Source organism: Dolichospermum lemmermannii CS-548 (assembly GCF_028330815.1).
In the GTDB taxonomy this organism is placed as follows: Bacteria; Cyanobacteriota; Cyanobacteriia; order Cyanobacteriales; family Nostocaceae; genus Dolichospermum; species Dolichospermum lemmermannii.
On record NZ_JAQMTJ010000265.1, the window covers coordinates 1 to 3,134 of the forward strand.

The following is a 3,134-nucleotide window of genomic DNA, read 5'->3' on the forward strand; positions in this document are numbered from 1 at the left end:
TACCTGTGTAACTATGACTTCTGAAGGTAATACACCTGCTTTGAATTGTAAGGTATTCAGTTTTCCTGCTGTAGTGTCATAGTACGGGTTGATGGTATCTTGTCCATCGCCTTTTCCAAACAGGTAAACATTATTTCCTGTTCCCCCATTCAGGGTATCAATTCCTGTGCCACCATCTAGGGTATCATTCCCCGTTCCTCCATCGAGGTTATCATTTCCTATACCACCGTTGAGGATATCATTTCCATTTCCGCCACTGAGGTTATCGTTGCCATCTCCGCTACTGAGGTTATCGTCTCCATTGTCCCCACTCAGGTTATCGCTGCCGACACCACCGTTGAGGATGTCATTTCCCTCTCCGCCACTGAGGGTGTCATTTCCTTCATCACCACTGAGGTTATCATTACCCCCTGCACCACCAATACTGTCATTTCCTAAACCACCGGATAAGGTTTCATCAGCATTTGTGCCAACGATAGTATCATTGCCATCTGTGGTTACTAAAGATCTGGCGACTAAAGTTGCTAGATTCCAAACCGTGCCATCATCAAATCTGACTTGTTGTAGCGGGTTACTGCTATCATTGGGGTCATAGTTATAGAAGAACCCAATCACTTTCACACTATCAGTTGTTCCCGCAATGCTCAATTGCAATGCTTGATAGCCAAAATAGTTGTCATATACCTGTGTAACTATGACTTCTGAAGGTAATACACCTGCTTTGAATTGCAGGGTATTCAGTTTTCCTGCTGTACTGTCACCGTAGAAGTTAATGGTATCTTGTCCATCGCCTTTTCCAAACAGGTAAATATTATTTCCTGTCCCTCCATTCAGAGTGTCGTTACCAATACCACCATCTATGGTATCGTTACCAGCTTCACCATTGAGGGTATCATTACCTCCTAACCCTTCAATCAAATCATCCCCAATTGTTCCCGTAATATTGTTATTTCCTGCATCTCCCGTAAAATTCTGTTGTTCAATGCTTATCGCCTGTCCATTCAAAGTGATAATTGCTCTGTCATCTTCTAACTTCAAAGTCCGTAAAACTTCTTCAGAGAGACTTTCCCCTTGCACCAAAGCTGAGAAAATTGCCCCCTCATCCCCCGCGCTATCCACCGTATTGAGCAACCCATCAAGCCGATGTCCCACCTCCTCCAGCACCAGATTGACTATTGCTGCTAAATCCTCCTGATGCTGCGTGACAAACTCTTCCGACAGATAAATCCTTCCCGTCGCCGCCGCATACGCCCCATTTGCCCCATGCAATTGTGCCGAAGAGAGGAATTCAATGGTTGGTATAACGCTAAAATCTTGATTCTGCCAAGCCTGTGCCAAGTTTAGGGCAACTTCCACCTCAAAACTTTCCCCAAAGGACAAGCGCATCTTACCTATAAACTCCGAACTGATGGCAAATTTCCTGAGATATTGCTGTACCTCTTCTACTGCAATTACTAGTGTTTGATTCAGAGAAAGGTCATCTATAGATTTAATGGGGTTCATGTGAGGTTAACTTTCCTTTATTGGACTAAATGGGGGATGATAAGGTCAAAAAGATTGTGAAAAAATCAAACATCTAGAGCGCCTATATCGGAAGGACTAGTACCGCTACGCGAAAATATCAATACTGTACTGTAGCCAAAAAAAGGGGATGAAGAGAGGGCTGATGTAGTAGAATTATAGTCTTCAACACCTTATTTATTGCATTTCTCTAACAAGGTTTTTCCCTGTTCCCCGATCTCATCAAGTTTCTGTTTTATCCTGTCCATAGCCATAGGTGAAGGCCGCGATTTCTAGGTCGCGCTTCGTGATCGCCCATTCTCCCAACGGTTAATAGTGCATTGACACTCCCCCGGTCTAAAGACACGGGGATTCTTGGTTCAACGAGACCTCGTATAATCCTAATCATATATTACTGTCAGTCAATAAATTATCTATATTTGTGACAAAAACCTTGCTCACTACAGTGACATAGATACTTACAATTGTCAAGACCATGAGACTAATTTACCTTGAAGTAGCACTATACATCCCACGTTCCGCACCCTAAACTGTCACACAACGAAAAATCGTCGTTTGGGGATTCGAGATTGGCGAACTGCTTGCAGCAGTGCTTCGCTATTGCCACCTAAGATTTAGACTATTTTGTATCAAAATTATCCTCAAAGGTATTCAAAAATCCGAAATTACCGATTGTGACACCAGGGGGTGCGGAATGTGGGTTAAATTTCTGCATTTTTTACACCCAGCACTAACAGCTTTATTTCAAATAGCGATAGCGAAGCGCTCCGTAGGAATCGCCGCATTTTCCCCCAAGAACCATAAGTATTAGCCTTGACTTTATCAAGTTCCGATTGCTTTGCTAAATATCCCTCAGTATCGTTGTTCCCCCTAATGTAACGTAGCTCAAATACTTTAAATTGATCAATAGCCCTTGCTCCCACAACTTGGGCGATTTGAAAATCAGTTCTCCCCTCATCGAATTTCACCAAAGCGATCGCTACTTTCTCTCTGATAGTATCTGCTAATTGGGCGCGGGCGCGTTGTAATTCAGCTACTTTAATTTGCAGGTCGGAGATAGCGATCGCATTTCTATTAGCTTCTGTATTTGTCCCTTGAGAAGCTGTAAATAAGGGTACACCAATAACATTAATTAATCCGTTAATTAGTCCAGTTTTACCATTAAATATTCCCAATAAATTATCAATTAATCCGTTCCCCTCTTGAGGTTTGCCAGCGGTGGGAGTCGGTCCGAGTAAATATTGTAAAGCTGGAGTTAATATAGAGAGTTTTACAGTTTTGGCATTTTTAGCCCTAGCCTCATCTATTTTGCTAGTTGCTTCTTGGATTCTGGTATCCAATTCTTTTAGCAATGGTGAATCTGCAACTGATTTATTCTGTAATTGTTCTAGACAGCTTGATGTAGTTTCCAAGCATGGTAAACCACCCCGCATAATTCGCCACATATCATCATTAAATTGATTGGTTAAAAGTTTAAGTAAGTCGGCGCAAAGAAATCAAACTATGTAAAGATAAGTAAATACGGAAAATCAATCTACTGAGGTGATTAAAATATGGGCGCTCGTTTAAGGGTATTTTTAACTCGTGAGCAAGATAAAACCCTGTTGAACCTA

2 protein-coding genes are annotated in these 3,134 nt (G+C 42.0%); both read right to left on the reverse strand.

The window, feature by feature from the left end; translation table 11 throughout:
- Positions 1 to 1,503, reverse strand: a 1,503-nt coding sequence (locus PN450_RS18100) for a calcium-binding protein (RefSeq protein WP_271837122.1), incomplete at its 3' end; no start/stop codon positions are given.
- A 719-nt stretch (positions 1,504 to 2,222) separates the two neighbouring features.
- Positions 2,223 to 2,966 (reverse strand): hypothetical protein, encoded by a 744-nt coding sequence (locus PN450_RS18105; RefSeq protein ID WP_271837123.1) that lies wholly within the window; start codon positions 2,964 to 2,966, stop codon positions 2,223 to 2,225.
- Positions 2,967 to 3,134: the final 168 nt, after the last annotated feature.